At 69.2% G+C, this 22,393-nt stretch carries 18 protein-coding genes and 1 pseudogene; 5 read left to right on the forward strand and 14 right to left on the reverse strand.

The window, feature by feature from the left end:
- Positions 1 to 12 precede the first annotated feature (12 nt).
- The 5 genes from ACH413_RS34170 to ACH413_RS34190 all read right to left on the reverse strand — a co-directional run bounded on the left by ACH413_RS34170 (position 13) and on the right by ACH413_RS34190 (position 3,405).
- Complete coding sequence (locus tag ACH413_RS34170) at positions 13 to 465, reverse strand: hypothetical protein (RefSeq protein ID WP_360044955.1); 453 nt, start codon at positions 463 to 465, stop codon at positions 13 to 15.
- 121 nt (positions 466 to 586) lie between these two features.
- Entirely contained in the window at positions 587 to 1,252 is a 666-nt protein-coding gene (locus ACH413_RS34175; RefSeq protein WP_360044958.1) for a GNAT family N-acetyltransferase, read from the reverse strand.
- Positions 1,253 to 1,318: 66 nt separating this feature from the next.
- Positions 1,319 to 2,560: a tryptophan synthase subunit beta gene (gene trpB / locus ACH413_RS34180; RefSeq protein ID WP_360044961.1), complete on the reverse strand. Its 1,242-nt coding sequence runs from the start codon at positions 2,558 to 2,560 to the stop codon at positions 1,319 to 1,321.
- Positions 2,561 to 2,632: 72 nt separating this feature from the next.
- Entirely contained in the window at positions 2,633 to 2,764 is a 132-nt protein-coding gene (locus ACH413_RS34185; RefSeq protein ID WP_360045104.1) for an AraC family transcriptional regulator, read from the reverse strand.
- The gene (locus tag ACH413_RS34190) at positions 2,743 to 3,405 is read right to left on the reverse strand and encodes an AraC family ligand binding domain-containing protein (RefSeq protein WP_360044964.1); all 663 of its coding nucleotides are present in this window, start codon (positions 3,403 to 3,405) and stop codon (positions 2,743 to 2,745) included. The genes ACH413_RS34185 and ACH413_RS34190 overlap by 22 nt, the downstream gene beginning before the upstream one ends.
- Before the next feature lie 43 nt (positions 3,406 to 3,448).
- On the opposite strand from ACH413_RS34190, the gene ACH413_RS34195 reads away from it, so the two are divergent.
- On the forward strand, positions 3,449 to 4,774 hold the full coding sequence (locus ACH413_RS34195; RefSeq protein WP_360044967.1) for a hypothetical protein: 1,326 nt from the start codon (positions 3,449 to 3,451) through the stop codon (positions 4,772 to 4,774).
- A gap of 32 nt (positions 4,775 to 4,806) precedes the next feature.
- Here ACH413_RS34195 and ACH413_RS34200 read toward each other — a convergent pair whose 3' ends face one another.
- From ACH413_RS34200 to ACH413_RS34235, 8 genes and pseudogenes are all read right to left on the reverse strand, one after another.
- The gene (locus tag ACH413_RS34200) at positions 4,807 to 6,114 is read right to left on the reverse strand and encodes a protein kinase (RefSeq protein WP_360044970.1); all 1,308 of its coding nucleotides are present in this window, start codon (positions 6,112 to 6,114) and stop codon (positions 4,807 to 4,809) included.
- Positions 6,115 to 6,189: 75 nt separating this feature from the next.
- A complete protein-coding gene (locus ACH413_RS34205; protein ID WP_396425424.1) occupies positions 6,190 to 6,894 on the reverse strand; it encodes a cold-shock protein in 705 nt (234 codons plus the stop codon).
- Between the two features lie 30 nt (positions 6,895 to 6,924).
- Positions 6,925 to 7,128, reverse strand: a pseudogene (locus tag ACH413_RS34210) (cold-shock protein); the annotation flags it as partial.
- A gap of 222 nt (positions 7,129 to 7,350) precedes the next feature.
- Positions 7,351 to 8,592 carry a sigma-70 family RNA polymerase sigma factor gene (locus ACH413_RS34215; protein WP_360044972.1) on the reverse strand — a complete coding sequence of 414 codons (1,242 nt, stop codon included), beginning with the start codon at positions 8,590 to 8,592 and terminating at the stop codon, positions 7,351 to 7,353.
- The gene (locus tag ACH413_RS34220) at positions 8,589 to 8,945 is read right to left on the reverse strand and encodes a YciI family protein (protein ID WP_360044975.1); all 357 of its coding nucleotides are present in this window, start codon (positions 8,943 to 8,945) and stop codon (positions 8,589 to 8,591) included. Before ACH413_RS34220 ends, ACH413_RS34215 begins: the two co-directional genes overlap by 4 nt.
- A gap of 140 nt (positions 8,946 to 9,085) precedes the next feature.
- Positions 9,086 to 10,843: a choline/carnitine O-acyltransferase gene (locus ACH413_RS34225; protein WP_396425410.1), complete on the reverse strand. Its 1,758-nt coding sequence runs from the start codon at positions 10,841 to 10,843 to the stop codon at positions 9,086 to 9,088.
- A 1-nt stretch (position 10,844) separates the two neighbouring features.
- Complete coding sequence (locus tag ACH413_RS34230) at positions 10,845 to 11,648, reverse strand: class I SAM-dependent methyltransferase (RefSeq protein WP_360044980.1); 804 nt, start codon at positions 11,646 to 11,648, stop codon at positions 10,845 to 10,847.
- A gap of 9 nt (positions 11,649 to 11,657) precedes the next feature.
- The gene (locus tag ACH413_RS34235) at positions 11,658 to 12,515 is read right to left on the reverse strand and encodes an arpA protein (RefSeq protein WP_360044983.1); all 858 of its coding nucleotides are present in this window, start codon (positions 12,513 to 12,515) and stop codon (positions 11,658 to 11,660) included.
- A 142-nt stretch (positions 12,516 to 12,657) separates the two neighbouring features.
- On the opposite strand from ACH413_RS34235, the gene ACH413_RS34240 reads away from it, so the two are divergent.
- From ACH413_RS34240 to ACH413_RS34250, 3 genes are all read left to right on the forward strand, one after another.
- Entirely contained in the window at positions 12,658 to 12,783 is a 126-nt protein-coding gene (locus tag ACH413_RS34240) for a hypothetical protein (RefSeq protein ID WP_360044986.1), read from the forward strand.
- Between the two features lie 86 nt (positions 12,784 to 12,869).
- Positions 12,870 to 15,578 (forward strand): GH92 family glycosyl hydrolase, encoded by a 2,709-nt coding sequence (locus ACH413_RS34245; RefSeq protein WP_360044989.1) that lies wholly within the window; start codon positions 12,870 to 12,872, stop codon positions 15,576 to 15,578.
- Between the two features lie 101 nt (positions 15,579 to 15,679).
- Entirely contained in the window at positions 15,680 to 16,015 is a 336-nt protein-coding gene (locus ACH413_RS34250; protein ID WP_360044992.1) for a hypothetical protein, read from the forward strand.
- Positions 16,016 to 16,065: 50 nt separating this feature from the next.
- Here the strand turns inward: ACH413_RS34250 and ACH413_RS34255 are convergent, their stop codons facing one another.
- The gene (locus ACH413_RS34255; protein ID WP_360044995.1) at positions 16,066 to 16,434 is read right to left on the reverse strand and encodes a hypothetical protein; all 369 of its coding nucleotides are present in this window, start codon (positions 16,432 to 16,434) and stop codon (positions 16,066 to 16,068) included.
- A 3-nt stretch (positions 16,435 to 16,437) separates the two neighbouring features.
- On the opposite strand from ACH413_RS34255, the gene ACH413_RS34260 reads away from it, so the two are divergent.
- A complete protein-coding gene (locus ACH413_RS34260; protein WP_360044998.1) occupies positions 16,438 to 21,906 on the forward strand; it encodes a hypothetical protein in 5,469 nt (1,822 codons plus the stop codon).
- Positions 21,907 to 22,393: the final 487 nt, after the last annotated feature.

Raw genomic sequence — 22,393 nt, forward strand, 5'->3', positions numbered from 1 at the left:
GGGCATTCTCCGCTATCGCGTGTGCTTCACGGCGTCGAAGTACTCGTTGGACGCGGGCAGGTAGCTCGCCACGACCGCGAGCGCGGCCACGAGCGCCCCTCCGTACGCGGGCAGCGTCGGCGATCCCTGCCCCACGAACAGGCTGCCCACCTGCACCACCGTGAACACGGTCAGCACGATCCGCGCCCAGTTGCGCCCGGCGCGGACCTTGAACGCGAGCCACAGCTGCACCAGTGCGATCACCAGTGCGACGCCCGCGAACGTCACCTGGGTGATGGTGGCCGCGCTCTGCAGCTGTTCCTCGGTCATCTGCGTACCCGAGGCCCTCAGCGCGTCGACCAGGTCGTCGTGCGTGCCCGCCAGGACACCGATGGACGTCACCGCGAAGACGCACGACACCAGGAACCCGGCGAAGGCGGCGTTCACGGTCCGCGGTGGAGTGGTCCTACCCGTTGCAGCAGTCATGATCACGACCGTAGGACCGGTGAGGAGAGGCTGGGACAGCCCGAGACGCCATTTCGTACTTTCGGCCGAGAGCCGGGTTGCGGCAGCTCGCGGGGGTGGCGAGGATGCCGCCCGGTTCGGATCACGGGACAGCGGGTGTCACGCGCTCCAGCATGTTCTCGAGGTGGTCTTCCGATGCGGCGTGCGCGTAATAGCCGCGGTAGAGGTCGGTGAGCACGCTCGCCACGCCATCAGGGGTGAGCATGGACTCGTCGCGGATTCCTCGCCACAGCAGGGTCATCGGCACCAGTCCGCCGGGATTCGCTTGGTCGGGCATGAAGTAGTCGTGCAGCGACGGCACCGGCCGCGCGCCCCACCGTTCGTAGAAGGCCACTCGCCGCGCCAGAAGTGGATCACGTCCTGGCGTGCGAAGCGGATCCTCCACCTCGAGCACGATCCCGTTCACCGCCCGCTCCGCCTGGAGGTCGGTCGCGATCGCGGAGAGCATCGCGGCACCTGTTCCGGTACCGCGCGTTGAAGGCGACACGGCGAGATATTCGAGGTAGGCCGCGCCGGACGACGGCAGGCGCAGCGCCGTGGCGAACCCGACCAGGTGCCCGTCGGCGGAGTGGGCCGTCCACAGCCACGTGCTGTCGCGACGGGAGACCGTGTCGTGCGCACTGCGTTCGCCGGGCGGGAACGCCTCCTCCCACAGCAGCCTGATCTGCCGGTAGTCGGCCTCGGGCACGCTTCGCCAGTCGCGGCGCTGGATCGACGGCGGGGTGGATTCGTCACCACGGTTGTTCATGGTGTGGCAGGTCTCCTCGCGGGCCGGAGAATGACACGGCGGGCGCCGTGGTGTCCGAACAGAACATCACGCCGGAGACGGATGATCACGCTGCCTGAGCGTGTCGTGCCTGGCCAGCACGAAGTCGACGTCCTTGTCGCCGCGCCCCGACAGGTTGACCAGCACGCGCTCGGACGGCGGCCTGGTCGCCGCCAGCCGGATCGCGGACGCGAGAGCGTGCGAGCTCTCCAGTGCCGGAATGATGCCTTCCGTCCGTGCGACACGCAGAAACGTGGCGACCGCTTCGTCGTCGGAGACGGTGTCGACGGACAGCCGGCCGGACTGGGCCAGCATGGCCATCTCGGGACCGACACCGGGATAGGCGAGGCCTGAGGCGATCGACGTCACCGCGGCGGGCACGCCGTGCTGCTGAAGGACGACGGACCGGGCCCCGTGCAGCGTTCCCGGGCTGCCGAAGGTCAGCGTGGCCGCGTGCTGACCGAGACGGGCGCTCTTGCCGAGGGGTTCGACCGCGTGCAGGGCGACCTCGGGGTGGTCCAGGAAACCGGAGTACAGCCCGAGGGCGTTGGACCCGCCGGCGACGCAGGCGACGACGTGGTCGGGCAGTGCTCCCCCGGTGATCGCGAGGAACTGCGCGCGGGCCTCCTGCCCGACGACCGACTGGAAGTCTCGGACGATCATCGGGAACGGGTGCGGCCCGATGGCCGAACCGATCGCGTAGAGAGCGTGGGCGTGCTGCTCGGTGTAGGCCTGCAACGCCGAGTCGCTGGCCTCCTTCAGCGTCGACTGGCCGGACGCGACCGGAACCACCCGCGCGCCCAGCAGGCGCATGAGGCTCACGTTCGCGTTCACCTTGTCGAAGTCGATCGCTCCGATGTGGACCTCGCAGTCGAGCCCGAACCGGGCGGCGGCGCTGGCGAGTGCGACGCCGTGCTGGCCTGCGCCCGTCTCGGCGATCAGCGTGCGCTTGCCCATCTTCCTGGCCAGGAGCGCGAAGCCGACACAGTGGTTGATCTTGTGTGCGCCGGTGTGGTTGAGGTCCTCGCGTTTGACGTAGATCTGGGCGCCGCCCAGCTGGTTCGAGAGGTTCTCCAGGTGGTGCACCGGCGTCGGTCTGCCCTGAAGTCCTCTTCGGACGGTGTCCAGCTCGTGGCGGAAGTCCGGTGACGACCGCAGTCGCGCGTACGTGGTGGCGAGTTCCTCCAACGCGGGCCCCAGGTGTGCGGGCCAGTGGTTGCCACCGAATTCTCCGTAGTAGCCCGCGGCGTCGGGATGACGGCCGGCGTGGGCGCTTGTGTCGTGCGGCATCGTGACCACCTTTCGGACGACCCGACGGTAGGCACGACGGACGCCGAAATCTTGAACAGGATGTGCGCCGTCTCAGCGGCCCACGCCACGGGAGAGCGCCCCCGGCGGCACGCCGAACACCTTCTTGAACTCGCGGGTGAGGTGGGGCTGGTCGGAGAAGCGCACCATCTGCGCGACGTCGTTCAACTCGAACCCGGCGCAGATGAGCTCCCGGGCGCGGGCGACGCGGACCTGGCGGACGTAGGTCTGCGGGGAATGCCGATCGCCTTCCTGAACGAGCGCGTGAGGTGGCTCGGGTTGACTCCGATCTCGCGCGCGAGGTCGTCCGTGCGGGTCGACCGCAGGCCGTCCCGCCGGACGAGGTCGCACACCGTTCGCGCGATCGACGCCGAGGTGGCCCCTGGGGACTCGACCGAGAAATCGCATTCCCGCAGCACCTGCCGGAGGGACTCCTCAATCCACGCGTTGTCGGCAACCGCCAGCGCGTCGGCCAGTTGCAGGGTCGACCTGCTTCGCGTCATCACCTCGGTGCGGATGGTCCGGATCTCGTCCGGCCGGATCGCGGCGGTGCAGCTGTCGAGGAACGCCTCCGACGGGTAGAGGACGTCGTACCGCGCGAGACCGCCCGCGCTGCCCGCGTGCACCTCGAACGGGTTGAAGAAGAACACGTCGCCGGAGCGGACGGTCCTGTTCCAGCGGCTGGACCAGATGTGCGCGGTTCCGCTCGTGACGACCACGACCGAGTACGTGCCGTGCAGGTGCGGGTCGAAGTCCGCCGCCGTCGCCCGCGCGCGGAGGAGGTCCGCGTGCTGGAGCGCGAACGTCATCGAGTCGACTCGTGTCACGACGACGAGTCTTCCCCACCGGCCCGCCGCTAGCCTCACGCTGGTGATCGATGCGTGGCAGGAGTTCCGCCGAGAGGTGTTCGGAGATCCGTACCTGGTGTGGCACGAAGGCGCCGACATCGACGCTCTGACAGCCGAGCACGAGCGACGGCCGCAGCGCGCGGAACGGATGGTCCGCGCGGGCGTCGCCGAGCACGACCACGTCGCCGTCGAGTCGCTGGGCGGCCTGGCTCGCCTCGGTCGTGCGCCGTCGGACTCGGTCGCTCTGCTGCGGTCCGCTCTCCCGTCGGCTCACGGTGTCTTCCGCGTGCGCACCGCACAGGTGCTGGGTGAGATGACCGGCTCTGACGAGTACGTGTCCGAGGTCGCGGCCGTGCTCGAAGGTTTCGGGCACTGGGGTGACCGGATCGACGCGGCCCTGGCACTGCGGCGGCTGCCCATCACCCCGCGCTCGCTGGCGGCGTTGCACCGCGGGATGCTCGACGAGGAGTCGCTGGTGCGCCACCACAGCGCCAACGGCCTGCTGGGCCTGGCCGGCAGGAAGGCCGACATCGCGAACCTCAGCGGGTTCGCGCGGGTCACCGGCGAGGATCCGGCGCAGTGGCGTGCCGTGGCCGACGACCTGCTCGGCGCCTTCGCCGTCCGGACCTCGGGGATCTGTGGTGACCGCGAGAGTTTCGCCGTGGAACTGGGTCCCGCCGACTACTCCGCGCCGCACCACAGGGCCGCGCGGGTGTACCTGTCCGGCACTCGGCTGCCCGGACCAGACCGGCTGCACGTGCCGGCGCTGCGCAACATCGGCGTGTACACCACGTATCCCGATCGGCCGGCCGACTACCAGAACCTGCGTGCCGCGTTGGAACACCTGGGCTACGCCGATCTGCCCGCGTCGGTCGCGCTCGAGCAAGACGAGACCGCGGGCACGTTGGACGCCGTGGCCGCGGCGCTCGACTTCGACGCCGACGTGTCGCGGTGGCGCGCGACGGATCTGCTCATCGGAGACAGGGCACGCCTCGCGATGGAGATCGGGCCGGTCGATCCGGATGCCCCACGACTGCGGACCTGCACGCTGTGGCTGGACGGCGCCATCGTCACACCGTTCGACAACACGGCGTACGTGCCGCAGTTCGCGCACTCGCTGCGAACGGACGCCGCCCGCTACCGGGCGGGGCGGTCGCCGGACTTCGCGTACTGGGGTCCCACCACCAACGACCTGGACGCGGAGCTGCACCCGGACGGCACGCTCCGGTACCGGCTGCGCTCGCGGATCGACGGAGTCGGCGACCGCGAAGGAGCGGTCCGGCTGCACGTCGACGAGATCATCGCCGTGCTGGAGGACACCGCCGACGTGCTGACGGCATCGACGTGAAAGATCAGTCGAGCATCCGGTGAGCCAGCACTTCAGTTGGCGGTGGAGCAGGTCACGGCCGGGCGAGCGGGTTCGGGACCAGCGGCGACGAACCCGAACGAGGTGGTTCCCCCGGCAGCGAGCACGGCGTTGTGGCCGGCATTGGTGACGGTCACCGCGGTCGCGTTCTGGGTCAAGGTGCCGTTCCACAGGTTGCCGATGGTGTGGCCCGCAGCCGGTTGCCACGTGATGGTCCAGCCGGTGAGGCCGCCTGCGCTGGTGTTGCCCACGATCACCTCGACCTGGTAGCCGCCCGGCCACGAGTTGGTCACCTCGTAACGGGCAACGCAGGCGGTCGTGACCGTGGTCGTCACCGTGGTGGAGTTGGTCTGGGCGCTGCTGCTGGGCCGATCGCCCTGCACGACGGTGCCGATCACGACACCGGCGGCGACCAGGACGGCCGCTCCGGCGACCATCGCGATCACCCGGCGTGGCAGGTGGCGGCGGACGAGCAGCGTCCGCGTCCCGCTCGTCGGGGGCGCGGCGGGCAGCGGCAGTCCCTCCGCGACCGCCGCGAGCAGCTTGTGGGCCTCGGCCATCGTCGGGCGTTGGGCCGCGTCACGATGCAGGAGGCGCAGGAGCACCTCGCCGAGCGGGCCACCTGACCGTGGCGGCTCGAACTCTCCCCGAACCGCGCGTTGCAGGAGCGCGTAGGGGTTGTCGTCCACACCGAACGGCGGTGTGCCCTCCAGTGCCGCGTAGAGGGTCGCGCCGAGGGAGAACACGTCCGAGGCGAACGTCGCCGCCTCGCCCGCCGCCACCTCCGGCGCCAGGAAGGCCGGCGTGCCGATGATCAAGCGGGCGTCGGTCACCGTGCCCTCGCCGACCGCGCGGGCGATGCCGAAGTCGGTGATCTTCGCGATGCCGTCCTCGGCCAGCAGGACGTTGAACGTCGAGACGTCCCGGTGCACGATGCCCTCTGCGTGCGCCGCCGCCAGCGCGGCGGCGACCTGCCTGCCCACGGCCGCGACCACGCCCGGCGGCAACGCACCCCGTTCGGCGATCAGCGCCGCGAGGCTGTGGGAGGGCAGGTACTCCAGCACCAGACAGGGCTTGCCGTCGTGCTCTACGACCTCGTAAACGCTGATCGCGTGCGGGTGCCGCAGCCGACCGGCGACCCTGCCCTCGCGCAGCATCTGCGCCACCGCGTCCGGGGACCGCCGGTCCGTGTTGAGCAGCTTGACCGCGACCACGCGGTCGAGTTGCTCGTCGCGCGCCTGCCAGACCACCCCCATGGATCCTTGCCCGATCGACGACACCAGCCGGTACCGCCCGGCGATGACCTCACCCTCTTCTGGCACATGCCGACGCTACTTGGCTGAGCCGACCATCGGCCACCTTCGGCTTCGCGCGGGCTGCAGCAGGGTCCCGGACGGTCAGGCGCGCTCGACGGCGTCGGCCTGCGGGCCCCGGTCGCTCTGCCGGATGCGGAAACGCACCCGCTCGCCGGCCACCAGGGGCTCGCCGGAGACCACCGAGACGTGCACGAACAGGTCGGGCCCGCCTGCGTCGGGAGTGATGAAGCCGAAGCCGCGGTCGCCGTCGTAGCGGGCCACTGTGCCATCGCCGCCGCGAGCTGCGGGCCGGGCGGCCGGACGGGCCTGGCTGGGGGCCGCGGCGGCCTCCACCGGCTCGCCGGTGGCCACGAACCGCACGTCGCGCGCCTGACGACCCTGGTCCGCGGTGACCGTGGTGAACGAGACCCGGTCACCCTCTTCCGGCAGGTACCGGTCGTCGACCAGGGCGCGCACGTGCAGGAAGACGTCGCCCTCCCCGTCGTCGGCGGCCGCGAAGCCGAACGACTTCTCCTCGTCGAACCACAGGACGGAGCCGTCGGCACCGTCGCCGGCCGCGACCAGAGGGGCTCGGCGGACCCCGGCGTCGAAGCTCAGCGGTACCAGGTGCTGGGCCTGCGGCCCCTTCTCCCCGGCGATGACGACGAAGGCCACCCGCTGCCCGGCCGCGAGGACGCCCCCGGTGACGATGGCGGAGGAGTGCACGAACACCTCCGCACCCCCGCCGTCCGGCGCGGCGAACCCGTAGCCCTTGGCCGGCTCGTACCAGGAGACGGTGGCGAGCACGCCCAGGGCCGCGTCGGGCGCGACGTCTCCGGTGACGGTGACGTGCAGCGCCTGCGGACCGCGGGGTCCCTCGCCGGGCTCGAACTCCACCGTCTGGCCCTCGCGCAGCGCACGGGCCGCACCCTCGCCCTGCACCTGCGAGACGTGCACGAAGATGTCGTCGCTGCCGTCGTCGGGGGCGAGGAAGCCGAAGCCGCGCTCTAGGTCGTACCAGCGGACGGTTCCCTGCTGCACTGTGCACTCCTGGTCTAGCGGGTGGTCGGAGGGCCAGTGTCCCAGGCGCCGTGTGCACGTCCTTATCCCGACCCGCGGCAGGTCCGCCGTGAGTACATCGCCGAGTTCGCGCGCCGTCACCAGCCGTTGCCCGAGCATGCGGACGTGCTCATTGCGTTTCTCGCCGATCTGGTGCTCGAACACGTGGCATCACGGTCCGCCGTTCGACGGGCTTCGGCCCTGTCACAGATTGCGCGCGACCTCGGTCAGCCGTTCGGTGAGATGGACACGTTCGACCTCGTTGTCGGTGAGCGTCAGCGCCTCCTGGTACGCCGTCACCGCCTTCGGCCAGTCCTCCAGCCGGCGCAGGAGGTCGGCGCGAGCGGCGCTGAGATAGTGGTACGTGGCCAGGGCTGGATCGGCCAGCAGCGGTGCCAGCGCGTCGAGTCCGGCCTGAGGCCCGTCGCGCATGCCGATGGCGACAGCGCGATTGAGGTCGACCACCGGGGACGGCCAAAGTCGGCGCAGGAGGTCGTAGAGACCGACCACCTCTTCCCAGTCGGTGTCGGTCCAGTTCGGAGCTTCCGCGTGCAGGGCGGCGATCGCGGCCTGCAGGGCGTAACGGGTCGGTGGGCACCGGAGCAGGGCTTCGGTCAGCAAGGCCTGCCCCTCGGCGATGAGTTGGCGGTCCCAGCGTGTGCGGTCCTGTTCGGACAGCAGCAGCAAGCGGCCGTCGTCGGCCACTCTGGTGTCCTGGCGGGCCTCGTTGAGCACCAGCAGGGCCAGCAGGGCGGTGATCTCGGCGTTCATCGGCATGAGCAGGTGCAGCAGGCGCGCGAGCCTGATGGCGCTGTCGGTCAGGTCGCGGCGGATCAGGCCGGCGCCGAACGGGGCGGTGTGGCCGGTCGTGAAGATGAGGTGGACGACCTCCAGGACCGCACCGACCCGTTCCCCCAGCTGGTCCGGGCCCGGCACGCGGTACGGGATGCGGGCGGCGGCGATCTTCTTCTTGGCCCTGGTGATGCGGGCCGCCATGGTGGCGGGCGGCACGAGGAACGCCCTGGCGACCTCAGGGGTGGACAGGCCGCACACCAGGCGCAACGTCAGCACCACCTGGGCGTCCGTCGACAGTGCGGGATGGGTGCACGTGAAGATGAGCCGGAGCCGGTCGTCGTTCAGGACGTCCTCGGGCCCTTGCGTCGTCGAGTCGGTGACCAGCAGGGGCATGCTGCGGCGAAAAACCGAGTCGCGGCGCAGTGCGTCCAGGGCTCGGTTGCGGGCGGTGGTGGTCAGCCAGGCACCTGGCCGCTCCGGGATGCCCGCCGCTTCCCACGTCTGCAGGGCTTGGGTGTAGGCGTCCTGGGTGTACTCCTCGGCCCGGTCGAGGTCTCTGGTCAGCTTGGCGGTCGCGCTGAGCACCACCGCCCAGTCGCGGCGGTAGGCCTCGGCCACCGCCGCGACGACGTCGTCTCTGGTGTCGCTCACCCGCGCTCGACCACTGGACGGATCTCCAGGCCGCTGTGCGTGTAGTTGAGTTCCGGCAGAAGCCGGGCCAGTTCGAGCACCTCGTCCAGGTCGGACGCTTCGAGGAGGTAGTAGCCGCCGATTCCCTCCTTGGTCTCGAGGAACGGGCCGTCGGTGGTGTGGACCTCGCCGTGTACGTCCGCGCGCAGGGAGGTGGCCATGGGGGTGTTCTCGAGCTGTCGGCCGTCGAGAACTCGGGCGCCGGCCTTGGCCGCGAACGCCGCATGGCCTTCGTTGTGCGCGTGCCACTGCTCTGCGGTCATAGCGTCCCACTGTGCGGCGTTGCCGTAGATGAGGATCATGTACTTCGCCATGTCTTCGACCCCTCGGGTACGGGCCGCCCTCGGCGGGCGGCCTCCACCCTACGACGGATGAGGGGGACGCCAGATCGACAGCGGGCGAGATTCAGTTCATCACGCCCGAGAGCGGCCCGTCGACGACCCGAGCGGGAAGGTCAGTCCTCGGTGGCGAGCAGGTCCTGCAACTCGGTGATGGCCTCACCGAGGTAGGTCGCGAACCTGTGCATCTCCTCGGCGACCGGCCGGGGCGTGCTCAGGTAGAGGTTGAAGCGGTCCGGCAACAGCACGTACGCGACGCCGATGCACTTGGCGCTGGTCGAGCCGAAACCGAAGTACTGGATGTGCTCCGACGGTGCCGAGCTGGTGCTCAGGTAGTCGTCGCGCATGATCGTCCAGCCCGGCGTGTCGTACAGCGGCAACGGTTCCGTGCCGCCGCGCCGCTTGTGGATCAGTTGCAGCTCCCACAGGTGCTGCTCGGGCGCCGACCCCACCTGGCACTCCTTGGCGCGTCGTACGTGCGCGTCCGCCGCTGCCCGGAACGCCGCGCGACGGTCGGCCCGCGAGGACGACGGATCCTCCACAGTGGACACGAACGCGACCACTTCCGGCGTCACCACGCGCATCGCCTCGGTCCGGCCGTTCTGGAACTGCCGGGTGCCGATCGACTCGTACGTCGCACCCTGCAAGCCCTTCGACCGCTGGTGCGCGAGCTGGTACGCCATCTGCACGAACGCGTCCGGCGAGATCTTCAGCTCCTTCGCGCGCTGCTTGCCGAAGTCCTCGAACGACAGCGTCACGGTCGCCGTGTCCGCGCCGTACTGGGCGAACGACGCCGCGGCCGCCACCGCGTCCTCGCGCAGCTCCTCGGAGAGGACGAACTCGACCGGCTCGGTCGCGGGCAGCCCTTGCGGGCGAGCGCCGGACACCCGGAGGTGTTCCTCGGTCGGCACGCTCAGCATCGCGTCGGTGAACGCGAGGATGGTGGTGCCGTCCAGCTCGCAGTGCTCGACGTTGATGCCTGCCCGGCCGTCCGCGAAGACGATGAACGTCACCGCCTTGTCGAACCACCGGTTCGCGCTGTCGCCGTGCAGCAGCTGGTCGCACGCGGCCAGCGTGTCGGCGGGTGCGAAGTCCTCCAGCGCCACGCAGAACAACGCCGTCTCGATCGTCTCCAGCGCGGCGGCGTTGTCCGCCAGCAGCGCCTCGCGGCTGTGCGCCCACGCCGCCCGCGCCTTGGTGGTCAGCGGCCCGGCCGAGAACTCCGCCCGGTCCGCCTTCATGATCGTCTGCAGGCCGCCGGCCAGGTCGCCGAGGTCGTGCGGCACGCCGTCCGGCCCGAACACGTCCATCTTGAAGGCGTTGCCGCGGAAGAAGACCACGACGTGCCGCGCGTCCGACGGGAACGTCGTGCGCGCGGTGTCCTGCTGCACGTGCGGGATCCGGGTGGCGGAGAACAGGAACTTGTTCTGCACCATGGACTGCGGTTCGCCGCGCAGCACGACCGGCGGGATCGCCTCGGCGTCGAGCCGCACCTTGTAGGCGACGGCGGCGGAGATCAACGCCGCGGCCCGCTGCTCCTGCGTCTCCTCGACGTCGCGGAAGAGGAAGAAGAAGTTGGCGTTCAACGCGATCCGGTCGCGGCGGCCGAGGTAGCGGGTCGGCCAGAAGAGGTCGAGCCAGCTGCGGACGCCCTCGGTGCCGTCGAACTCCTCCAGCGCGGCGTGCAGTGACCGGGCCGTGCTGTCCGGTGCGAGGAACTGCTCGACGGCGGCCTCGGTGGTCGCCAGTTCGGCGTCGGTCAGCAGCGGGGTGCACCACTCGAGGAACCGCGCGCAGGTCTCCTCCAGCGTCGGCAGGGGCACCCTCGGAAGCTGGTCCTCGTAGCTGAACGTCTTGCCGTCGCTCACAATCACCTCAGGTGCGTTCGATAGGTCGTTTGGACAGGTAGAGCTGAGCGTAGAACCAGCCGCCGTCCTCCAGGCCGCTCGGGTCCACGCCCACGTCGGTCAGCGTGTCGAGCACCCGCGACTGCTCCTCGGCCGAGATGAACCGCCGCTGCCGGAACAGCCCGTCCGCCCGCACGGTCTCGTAACCGAGCTGAGCGAGACTCGCCTCGATCTCGTCGAACGGGAACATCCGCAGCACGAAGTGGGCCATCCAGTGCGCCCCGCCGGCCTGCACCACGCGCGCCAGCGTGGGCGCGCCGACGTAACCGAGGCTGCCGGTCGAGATCACCAGGTCGACGTCCGCCAGCTTGCGCCGCTGCTCCGGGGTGGGCTCGGCGCGTTCGAGGTCGGCGAGCACGGCGTCGTCGAGGAACCCGGCGGCGGTCGCGTAGCTCAACGCCGGCGAGGAGATGTCCAGGCCGACGAACCGCGCCGGGATCGCCTTCCCGCGTTCGCGCACGAGCTCCTGGTCGTCGGCCAGCACCTCGGCGGACGACCGTGCGTCCAGGTCGTAGCGGTCGTACAGGTCTTCCATCGTCAGGTCACACCGCAGCAGCGCCGCGTTGATGCCGTACGAGCTGCCGATGTCGAGCACTGTCGGGGTGTCGATCCCCGTCGTGGCCCGGTACTCCTCGACCAACGCCGTGAAATGCGGCTTGGCCAGCTGCGGGATCTGGTACTCGAGCCCCCGCAACGACGAGAAGTACGAGCGCGGGTCGGGCTGGGTGTAGATGTGGTCGAGCTCGACTTTGCCGGTCGCGTCGAATCGCACGTGTCTCCCTCAGGCCAGTCGCTCGTCCACTCGCACGCCGTCGCCCTCTGCCGCCAGGTGTTCGGGCAGGACCCTGCCGAACAGCTGCCGCGTCCGCGCCACCGTTCCGACGACACCGGGCCGCAGGCTGTAGGCGAAGATCGCCGTGTGCCGCTGCCGGTCGCCCCGGACCGTGCTGACCTGGTGCAGCGAGTAGCGGCCCTTGAACAGCTGGAGGTCGCCGACGCGCAGCGCGAGTCGTTGCACGAGCTGGTCGTCGCCGGCGAGCACCGCGCGGACGTCGTCGAGGTTCTCCTCGTCCGCCGACCGGATGTTCGGGCAGTACTGGAACTCACCGCCGCCCTCGGGTGCCTGGGTCAGCATGCTGACGGTGAACTCGTTGGTGTCGAAGTGCCACGGGTGCGCGCGGCCGGGCGGGATCACGTTCAGCACCAGGCCGGACAGCGGGTCGGCCAGCTCGTGCAGTTCCGGCAGTTCGAAGCACGCGGCGACGAACCGCTGGAACACCTCGCTGGTGTAGAGCTGGTGGATGATCGCGTCGCGCGGGACGACGTCGCGGGCGACGAACGCGTTGCCGCGCTCCATCGTCGTGCGGCCGGGGTGCTCTGGCGGCAGCGGGGTGTCGACGTCGATGTTGTAGGCGTTGACGGTCTCGACGTCGTAGTAGGCGCGCGGGGCGATCTCGGCGCCCTCCCGCCTCAGGTCCTCGTGCAGCGCGGGTCTGATGAAGTCGGACAGGACGCTGCACCCGACGGTGTGCAGGTCGCGGTGGGTGCGTTCGACGACCTCCCGCCACGCCGCGCCGTCCGGTTCGGTCAGCGGATAGTCCGCGGTGTTCACGACCTGTTCGAGGAGTCCCGCTTCCATCCGGTCAGTGTCACGGCGGCGATCACGGTCGCCAAGACCCTTGTGAGATTGTCCGTGCCAGGCATTCGGCGGTACCGGATCACCACCGCGGCGGCCGAACGGCTCCCTGTCCGCAGGCCCTGCCGCTAGTAGCGTCCCGGACATGAGACGACTGCTCACCGTCGCGTTGTCGTTCTTCCCCGTGGACCCGCCTCCGTGCGGGCTCGGACAACGTTGGCTCGACGAGGGTCGGCCGCGAGTGGCGTCGTCGTTCTTCCCCGCCTGCTAGGGGATCCCCCAGTTTCGCGTGGCACGGACCTCGTGCCCGCTCGGGCGATGACAACGTTGTCCAGCCCGTGTCAGAGAGGAAGGTCCATGTTCGGCTCCCTGCACCGACGTGCCAGACGCTCACTCCCCCTGATGGTTGCCGGTCTGCTCATCGCGGGCCTCTTCACCGCCACCCCCGCCCTCGCCGCCCCGATCCCGCTGACCCAGCACGTGAACCCGTTCATCGGCACCGACAACTCCAACTCGCCCAACCCCGTCCCCGGCGGCGCGGGCGGCAGCACCTACCCCGGCGCCGTCGTGCCGTTCGGCATGGTGCAGCTCAGCCCGGACACCCCGACCGCCTCGCCGTCCGGTTACCGCTACAGCGACACCAAGATCGAGGAGTTCAGCCTCACCCACTTCAACGGCGCGGGCTGCGCCAACAACGAGGACCTCGGCATCCTCCCGATCACCACCGGCTTCCCCACCTCCCCCGGCACGAACTGGACCACCTACGCGGGCAACTACACGAAGGCGAACGAGTCGGCCGCGCCCGGCTACTACAAGAACCGCCTCGACAACTACGACACCGGCGTCGAACTGACCGCCACCAAGCGCACCGGGTTCATGAAGCTCACCTACCCGGCGACCACCACCGCACGGGTGCTGGTCAACAGCAGCCGCAGCGCGACCGGCAACCGCTCGGGGTCGATCGCGATCAACGGCAGCCAGCTCACCGGCACGTTCACCGGCGGCGGCTTCTGCGGCGCGTCCAAGACCTACCAGCTCTTCTACGCCATCCAGTTCGACCGCGCGCCAACGGGTTTCGGCACGTGGCTGGGCGGGACGGTGAACGCAGGGTCCGCGAGCACCAGCGGCGTGAACTCCGGCGGCTACGTCACGTTCGACACGTCGTCGAACCCCGTGGTGCAGCTGAAGATCGGCGTCTCGTTCGTCAGCGTGGCGGGCGCGCAGGCCAACCTGGCGGCCGAGAACTCCGGGTTCGACTTCGCCGGCGTTCGAACCGCTGCCGACGGCGCGTGGAACGACGTGCTGAACAAGGCGCAGGTGTCGGGAGGTTCGGCGGCGGACCTCCAGAAGTTCTACACGGCGCTGTACCACGTGTTCCAGAACCCGAACATCGCAAGCGACGTCAACGGCCAGTACCGCGGCTTCGACCAGGCCGTCCGCACGGCGTCGCACACCGTCTACCAGAACTACTCGGGCTGGGACATCTACCGCTCGTGGGCGTCGCTGATCGCGTTGCTCGCACCCGCGGAAGCCAGTGACATAGCCAAGTCGATGGTGCTGGACGGGCAACAGGGCGGGTTGCTGCCGAAGTGGTCGCACAACAGCAACGAGCACTTCGTGATGAGCGGCGACCCCGGTCCGATCGTCGTGTCGAGCCTCTACGCGTTCGGCGTGCGCGGCTTCGACACCGCCGCCGCGCTGGCGTTGATGGACAAGAGTTCCAACGGCGGCACCACCCAGGGCCAGCCGACGCGCGGCCGTCAGGCGGGCTACCTCAGCCGGCACTACGTCACCGAGGACCCGTCGGACTCGCTGGAGTACTCGGCGTCCGACTTCGCCGTCGCCCAGTTCGCGCGGGCCGTCGGTGACACGGCGAAGTACAACACCTACATGACGCGCGCCCAGTGGTGGCAGAACGTCTACAACCCCGAGTCGGGCTACGTGCAGAAGCGCAACGCCGACGGCTCGTGGGCCTGGCCGGTCACACCGGCGAGCCCGTCCGGCTACACCGAGGGCAACGCGTCGCAGTACACGTGGATGGTGCCCTACAACTTCGGCAGCCTGATCAACCTGATGGGCGGCCCGCGCACCGCGATCCAGCGTCTGGACCACCACTTCACGCAGCTCAACGGCGGCCTGAGCCTGCCGTACTTCTACATCGGCAACGAACCCGAGCACGGCGTGCCGTGGGCGTACAACTACGCGGCCTACCCGCAGGGGACGAGCGCGGCGGTGCGGCGCGTGATGACCGAGTCGTTCACGACGGCGGCCGGTGGCCTGCCCGGCAACGACGACCTGGGCGCCACCTCCGCGTGGTACGTCTGGGCGGCGCTCGGCATGTACCCGTCCACTCCGGGTTCGGACGTGCTCGCGCTGCACGGTCCGCTGTTCCCGTCCGTGACGATCACCAGGCCGAGCGGTGTCCTGCAGATCAACGCCTCCGGTGCCGGTGCGCAGTACGTGCAGTCGTTCAACCGCAACGGGGTTGCGTCCTCCCGGTCCTGGCTGCGGTACGGCGACATCTCGGGCGACGCGACGCTGAACTACGCGATGGGCTCGTCGCCCAGCTCGTGGGGAACCGCCGCCACGGACGTGCCGCCCTCGTACAACGACGGCTTCACTCCCCCGCCGGCGGCTCCTGCCCTTGGTGCCAATCTGGCTTTGGGCAAGCCCGCCACGGCGTCCGCGGCCTGCAACTCGGCCGAGGAGGCGACGAAGGCGTTCGACGGCAGCCTGTCCGGCAAGTGGTGCTCGCTCGCGTCCGGCACGAAGTTCCTGCAGGTCGACCTGGGGTCGACGCAGAACGTCGGGTCGTTCGTGCTGAAGCACGCGGGGCTCGGCGGTGAGACCACCGGGTTCAACACGGGTGCGTACAACATCCAGACGTCTGTCGACGGAAACACCTGGACGAACGCCGTGACCGTGTCCTCGGTGCGGGCGAGCCGGTCGTACCACCCGATCACGCAACGGCAGGCGCGGTACGTGAAGCTCAACGTGACCACGCCGACGAACAACGGCAACACGGCCGCGCGGATCTACGAGTTCGAGGTCTACGCCGGCTCGTAGCAGATCTCGGTCCACGGATCGAGCTCGTCGGAACCGTAGATCTCCCAACAGGTTCCCGTGGTCACGAGGCCTCGGGCGGCGCACCAGGACAGCACGTCCCGGTGCGCCGCACCGAGCTCGCCGTACGGTCCGATGTGGACCGTCGCGGCGATCCGCGCGGTCGCGGCGACGACCGCTCCCGGAGAAAGGTCAAGTCCAACTGGGTGTTCTCGGCGCAGGTGCCGAACAGGTCCGCGGCTGTTTTGGATTGGCCCTCCAGCTCGGCGACAACATCCGCCTCGGCCACCGGTAATGGCATCGGTCGGTGGCTTGCCACCGCAGCCATCAGTTCGACGTTCGTCAACGCGGTCGGCATCGGCTCCTCAGGTCAGAGCATGGTCTGCCCGGTGTCACCCAGTTGGCGAGTCGAGGCGAGAGGCGGCGATCAAGCGGATTGATCACCAACCCGGCCGCCAGAATCGCAACTACATAGTGAACCCTTGAACCGTCACTGAGGCCCTGGCTCGTTCGGGATCAGCATCCCGGCCGCGTCCATCACCTTCATCGCCACCAACGCAGGGTTGTCGCGATAGGTCTTGCTCGAAGCAACCCGGCGCGCGGTAGCGACGATGTCCTGCAGGCCGAAGACCCGGATCGGACCTGCACCGACGATCTGCGTTGCGGCCCACTCACGGATGCGGCGTTCGTGCTCAGCCGTCTTGCCACCGGCGAACTTGCCGACGTAGAGCCGAAGTTCGATCTCGTCGATCGGGTACCCGTAGCGCTGGCTCGCCCCGTCGATGACCGCGTCCCGCACCACCGGATCGTTGATCAGCGCGTACAGCGAGTTGAAGCGCTTGGTCTGGGGGCTGCCCATCACGTGATCGGCTACGACGCCGCGCGAACCGAAGAACGACTTCACAGTGGCGAGAACCAGCCTGTCCCGGCGTGCTCCGACCAGGTCGACCTCGAAACCGTGAGTCTGGAACTCGACGTGCGAGGTCTTGGCAGTCTGGCGGACAACCGGAAACTTGATCGCCTCGGACACCACGAGGCGGCCGTCCTCGGTGTCCGCTTCCATGGTCAAGGCGACGAACGACTCAAAGGCTTCCACGGCGTCACCTTCCGATGGTCACTTGAGTCTGGTGGAGATACCTTCGCGCACGAACAGGCTCTCGGAGTTGCCGACGAGAGCGTGAATCGATCAGATTTCGACCAGTCTGCCATCCTGCAGCCGATAGAGGCCGTGCTCGTGGACGGCGGCCAGCAGGTAGGACGTCACGAGCATCGTGGACTGCGCGCCGGTGAAGTCGGCCTTCGTCATCTTCCACTCTGTTCAGAAGATTCCGAACACAACGTACTCGGTTCGCGATGTGACGCGGCCGCGGTGATCGTCGATGATCCCCGTATGAGGGAGGAGCCCGGCGAGGCGCGCAACTACGTCAGCGTGGGCGTGAACATCGGTGACATCAACCTCTACACCGGAACGCCCGTTCACACGAACTACCGCAGCCAGGTGGCCCGCATCGCGCCCGAACAGCTGCAAGGCCGCGAACGCGAGCTCGCGGAGCTGCGCGCCTTCTGCCAATCGCCGCAGACCCGTGGTCAGTACTGGTGGTGGCGCGCGGAGGCCTGGTCCGGCAAGTCGGCACTGATGTCGTGGTTCGTCCTGCACCCGCCAGAGCGCGTCCGGATCATCTCCTTCTTCGTCACGGCGCGCTGGGCCAGCCAGAACAACCGCCTGGCGTTCATCGCCAACGTCCTCGAGCAGCTTCTCGCGATGTTGGGCGAAACCGCTCCCGCCCTGCTCAACGAGTACACGCAGGAGGCCCACCTGCTGCACCTGATCCCCAAGGCCGCGGCGGCCTGCGCGGACCGAGGCGAGGAGTTCGTCCTCCTGGTAGACGGCCTGGACGAGGACCGGGGCGTCACCACTGGCCCAGACGCCCACAGCATCGCCCAACTGTTGCCCGCGCACCCGCCCGCCGGCATGCGGGTGATCATCGCGGGCCGTCCCAACCCGCCGACCCCCAGCGACGTCCCCGACGACCACCCGCTCAAGAACCCGGCCACCGCACGCGAGCTGGTTCCGTGGGCGCACGCCCAGGCGGTCCGGGCCGACATGGAGCGCGAGCTGAAGGCACTGCTGGCCGACCCGCGAGCAGGCCAGAACCTCCTGGGACTCGTGGTGGCGGCCGGCGGTGGCCTGACCGCAGCCGACCTCGCGGAGCTGCTCCCCGGCTGGTCCGCCTACGAGGTGAACGACCACCTGTGTTCGGTGGCCGGCCGCAGTTTCACCGCCCGCGCCAGCCTCTACGAACCGGACCGTCCGGAGCGCTACGTCCTCGGCCACGAGGAGCTCCAGCTCAAGTCCCGCGAGATGCTCGGCAGCGCGCGTCTTGACACCTACCGCGCCCGCCTGCACGAGTGGGCCGACGACCACCGCGCACGGCAATGGCCTGTCGACACCCCCGAGTACCTGCTCAGCGGCTACGGCAACATGCTCGCCGGCGAACGCGACCTGCCCCGTCTGGCCGGCCTCGCCGCCGACCCGGCCCGCCACGAGCGCCTGCTGAGCGTGTCCGGCGGTGACGTCACGGCGCTGGCCGAGATCGCCGCCGCCCAGAACCTGGTCCTCGCGCAGGAGGACCCGGACCTGCCCCTGCTGGCCAGGCTGGTGTTCCACCGCGACCGCCTGAACAACCGCAACACCACCATCCCCGTCGCCGCGCCCGGCCTCTGGTACGCGCTGGGCCGGGCCGAACAGGCCTGGATGCTCGCGTGTTCCATCCCGGACTCCGAGAAGCGCGGCGACGCGTTGCGGCGCATGGTGGAGGCAGCGCTCAGTGCGGGCGATTTGACCAGAGCCGTCGAACTGACGGCCGCCATCCCAAGCGACGCACATCGTTCCGCCGCTGTCCGGGCACTGGTCGACAACGCGACCTCACCAACGCGAACAGCCGCCGTGCTGGAGGCGTTCGCGACGCACACCATCCGGTCATTCGAGGACGACGACGGCTGGGACGCCTCCGCCCGTTCGATCGCGGTCAAGGCGCTGGCCTTCGGACTGGACGTCGAGCTCCGCCAGGCGGTTTCTGTGCTGGCCGCCCCGCTGCCAGTCCCAATGTTCCTGTTCATCGCGGCGAAGGAACTCTTCGACCGCGCCGGGACGCGCTGTGGCGTGGACGTTCTCACCGAAGCCGCGAAGTCCGTCCGGCAGAGGTATGTCGGCGCCAAAGTCGCAGGATGGCTCATGTCGATCGCCGTGGCGGCTGCGGCACTCGGTCAAACCGCGATGGCGATGGACCTGTTCGACGAAGCGATGACGCACGCATACGATGAGGAAGCCGATTTCGCGGCCGCCGCGGTCGCGGGCACCTCGGCAGCGCGATCGCGCTCGCAGCCCCCGTTTCAATGGACGAACCCGCCGTTGACGTTCGTCGCGGCGCATGGTGATGTGGGTGCCCTGGTCGAGCGAGCGGCGGACGCCGCTGAGCGGAATCCACTGGTGGACCGGCGATTTGCGGCCCTGACAAAGATCGCGAAGGCAGCGATGGACGCCGGGGAGACCGGGCTCGCGGTCGAGGTTGCCTGCCGCATCGGTGAGCCCTTCACGGTCGTGCGGGTGTTGGCGAATCTTCCCGGCGTTCCTGGGAACGCGTTCGCCGCGCCGCTGGCTGGCCTTCGCACGATGCGGGAGCCTGTGCTGCAGGTCGACGCCCTTCTGCGCGCCGCGGCCGCGATGACCGAGGTGGGTGATCTCGACCAGGCTGGAGAGGTCGTCGATCTGGCCGTGACCATCGCACGCGGATTGGAGTCACCCAAGCTGCCGTTGGTCCAGGCAGCGGTGCTCACGCACGCGATCCGTGGCGAACAGGCCGGGTTGCGCGTCCTCGAACTCCTGCCGGACGAGGAGGACTCGACCCTGGCCCACCTCCTCCTGACGTTGTGCGCGAGTTGGCACGCCATGATCGCCGACGATGTCGACGCGGCGATGAAATACGTCCGTCAGGCTGTCGACATCGTCGGAGCAGAACGGCGGGACCTGCGAGAGGGCCTCGTGGGGGAGATCGTGTCCGCGATGACCGCGGGCTCCCCTGAACCGGACGACCATGTCGAGCCCGTCGGTTTCCAGCGGGCAATGATGAACGCCGGTAATGGCATGCTGGATGTGATGACGGCGGCTCCGGACGAGCTCGTCCACACAGTAGTGAAAGCGATCCAACTCGTCCCCCACCCCGGACACCGAATCCAGATGCTGTCGACACTGGGACACGCTCTGGCGGACCGCGGGCACGTCGACCTCGGCAGGGAGGTCGTCCGCTCCGCTCTAGCCGTGGCGCAGTCGCTTGACACCTCCCCTACGTGGCGGGACGACGTGCTGCAAGAGGTCATGTCGGCGGCTGTGGTCCAGCGCGACGCCTCGCTGGCCGAAGCAGTCGCACGCGCGTTTTTCAAGACACACAGGCAGAATGCCGCACTTGTGGCGACCGCGTCTGTGTCGTTGGCGACACGGGACATGGATCGCGTGACACGCATCGTCGCGGAGATCGCCGCCTTCACGGACCCCAGACTCGACGTCGAGTTGGAGGAACTGCTCGATACGGTGTTCCGGGATGTGCGGATCGGGTCGATGCCCGTCTCGGAAGCCGGCTTCGCCCGCGTCGCGAGCCCGGACGAACCACCGTGGTTTGCATCCTCGGTGGACCAAGCTGCCCAGCTTGTGGCGACCTGTGAGGGCGCCGCATTGTTCATTGCAGACTCCGGCGCACGTGGCCGGCTGTTGGTCCTGCTCGCAGGTGCTGCGCGTGAAGTCGGCGATATCGCGTGGGCCGCACGGCTGCTCACACAGGCGGAAGAAACCGCCCGGACATCGCTGGACGCGGACAACACAAGTGCCGAGATCATCGCCGCTGTCCGCGCGGGAGCCAAGGGGTTGGCGGAGCAAGCGTTGGCGGCCGTGCGGAGGGTGAACGAGCCTCGGAAGCGCGTGGACGCCTTGGCTGAACTGGCGTGCGCGGATTCCGGCGACGCTCGCGCGGCCTCGCTGCTCGACCTGGCGACCGCTGAGGCACTGCAGATGCCGGACCAGGAACGCGACCCGGCCCTCAATCTCGTCGTCACGGCGGCGATTCAGTGCGGTGCCCTCGCCGAAGCCGAGTCGGCGGCGATGTTCCTGCCCTTCGTCTCCAGCCGGGCACCGGCTCTGATGTCCGTCGGCGCGGCACTCATGCGGGCGGGGAACGGCGCGCGCGGGAGTGTACTGATCAAGCGCTCGCGGAAGCTCGTCGAAGACAAGCATCGGGAGAACTTGTCTTCTGAGCTCGCGGTTTCAGTAGCACAGGCATTGCGGGCGGCCGTTGGCGACGTGCACGACGTCGGCGAGCAAGGTGGAACAGCAGAGTTGCTTGATCTGATCGTGCGACTGGCGGCGGACACACCTTTGCCGGTGCGCTCCGACGAGGTCCGGATGAAGGCGGTGGAGGCGGCCATCCACGTCGGCGATCTGGATCGAGCAGAGGTCCTCGCCGGATACATGAGGACGGAACTGCAGCAGAGCCAAGCGCGACGGCTCATCTGCCACGGGGCGGCGCTGGCAGGGGAGATCGACCGAGCGGAGGAGAACGCCCTGCGGATCGCGTCGCCTGCGGAGTGCGATCGCGCCTTGCGGCTGCTGGTCGAGGTGTTGGTCGACCGGGGCGAGCTGAACCGGGCGGAGAGCGTTGCCCGTTCCGTGATGGCGCCGGGGCAGCGCGTCCTGGCTCTCCACGCCGTCGCGAATGCCGTCGCGGGTGACGCGAACAGGGCCGCCGCCCTGCTGGACCTCGCCGACGCCACCCTGGCGGACGTCGTGGACCTGCTGGCCAGCGACGTCGGGTGCGGTGCGGTGGTGGCCGCGTTCGCCGCGGGCGATCGCGATCGCGCGTTGGGCTACCTCCAGCACGTGCGCGAAGCTCTCGCTGAAGTTTCGCATCGACGACGGCCTTCCGCGTCGTTGGAGATCCTGACAACTCTGGTGGCCGGCATCGGTGCCGATGAGCACCCGGAGGTCGTCGATCTGGTACGGGAGATCGCTACGTCGCCGAAGGAACTGCGGGTGGTCGCGGAGGAGTGGGGAACGGTTCCGTGGCTGGAGAGAACGGTCCTCGACCTCGAAGACTCCGAGGACAAGTACGAGATTCTACTGGTGCTGGCTCGCCGGGCGAGCCCGGCGCACGCTCGGCGGTTGATGGCCCGGGCGATGGTGGTCGTTCCGTGGCGCCTGTCGCTTCCCGAGCTGAGCGAGAGGTTCCCCGAGGCCGCGGCGATCGTGGTCGGTGAGGCGGAGGCTTCGATCGTCACGGGTTGAGGAGCCGCCCAACCAGGCGAGGGACGCCAGAAACCACGAAGGCGCCGACGTCCTGGTGGCTGTCTGGTTCGCCGCGTGCTGACCGAGCATGCGCGCACAACGTCGCAGCCGCGGCGACTAAGTGCGCGAGAGCCGCCTGGCACAAGACCTCTCTCACCGGCATTCGGGCTTCGGACCGCCAAGTCCGGAAGGGAGCAGGCGGCCTTGCCAACGCTGTTGCCGCTCGCACCTGCTTCGCACGACTCCAGCTCGCCAGTACACCTCGAAGACCACATCCGGGCCTGTCACCCTGCTTGGTCACCAAGAGGCGGCGGCGTTGCCGATCCCCCAGCTCGCCCATTGCGTTTCGGATCGGTTCTGCCGTGCCTGGCCGAGTCGGCGAACTCCGCGTACCCGGCGCCGGACTTCGTCAGAAGAGTCCAGACCGAACGCGACCTCATGGCGTCTATGGCGAAGAAACCTGCGGTCGATCGACGACTACCTGGCC

The sequence above is a fragment of the Lentzea sp. NPDC020367 genome, assembly GCF_044387305.1.
GTDB lineage: Bacteria > Actinomycetota > Actinomycetes > Mycobacteriales > Pseudonocardiaceae > Lentzea.

What these genes read in the sequence shown, in the direction of transcription:
- ACH413_RS34170 (WP_360044955.1), bottom strand. Translation starts at nt 465, where the DNA reads ATGACTGCTGCAACGGGTAGGACCACTCCACCGCGGACCGTGAACGCC.
- ACH413_RS34175 (WP_360044958.1), bottom strand. Translation starts at nt 1,252, where the DNA reads ATGAACAACCGTGGTGACGAATCCACCCCGCCGTCGATCCAGCGCCGC.
- trpB (WP_360044961.1), bottom strand. Translation starts at nt 2,560, where the DNA reads ATGCCGCACGACACAAGCGCCCACGCCGGCCGTCATCCCGACGCCGCG.
- ACH413_RS34220 (WP_360044975.1), bottom strand. Translation starts at nt 8,945, where the DNA reads ATGGCGAAGTACATGATCCTCATCTACGGCAACGCCGCACAGTGGGAC.
- ACH413_RS34235 (WP_360044983.1), bottom strand. Translation starts at nt 12,515, where the DNA reads ATGGAAGCGGGACTCCTCGAACAGGTCGTGAACACCGCGGACTATCCG.
- ACH413_RS34240 (WP_360044986.1), top strand. Translation starts at nt 12,658, where the DNA reads ATGAGACGACTGCTCACCGTCGCGTTGTCGTTCTTCCCCGTGGACCCG.
- ACH413_RS34245 (WP_360044989.1), top strand. Translation starts at nt 12,870, where the DNA reads ATGTTCGGCTCCCTGCACCGACGTGCCAGACGCTCACTCCCCCTGATG.
- ACH413_RS34255 (WP_360044995.1), bottom strand. Translation starts at nt 16,434, where the DNA reads ATGGGCAGCCCCCAGACCAAGCGCTTCAACTCGCTGTACGCGCTGATC.